2 rRNA genes are annotated in these 255 nt (G+C 52.2%); both read right to left on the bottom strand.

Annotated features, from left to right (window positions below):
- A 5S ribosomal RNA gene (rrf, locus tag KJS58_RS25245) occupies positions 1-97 on the bottom strand; the annotation flags it as partial.
- A gap of 78 nt (positions 98-175) precedes the next feature.
- Positions 176-255, bottom strand: a 23S ribosomal RNA gene (locus KJS58_RS25240); the annotation flags it as partial.

The raw sequence follows: 255 nt of genomic DNA, 5'->3' as shown, positions 1-255 counted from the left end.
CCCAGGACCCTGCGGTCCAAGTACCATCGGCGCTGGAGGGCTTAACGGTCGTGTTCGGGATGGGTACGTGTGGAACCCCTCCGCTATCGCCACCAAACGAGCATTTTTGCAAATGCGGTATTCAAGGATTTGCTCCCTGAAAACTAGATACGAAACAATCTTTGCAATTTAATTGTAGGATAAGCCCTCGACCGATTAGTACTGGTCAGCTCCATGCATTGCTGCACTTCCACCCCCAGCCTATCTACCTCGTCG

Origin of the sequence: Paenibacillus sp. J45TS6 (genome assembly GCF_018403285.1) — a bacterium.
In the GTDB taxonomy this organism is placed as follows: domain Bacteria; phylum Bacillota; class Bacilli; order Paenibacillales; family Paenibacillaceae; genus Paenibacillus.
The sequence above is the reverse complement of the archived record's forward strand: the minus strand, read 5'-3'. Positions and strand labels throughout refer to the sequence as shown.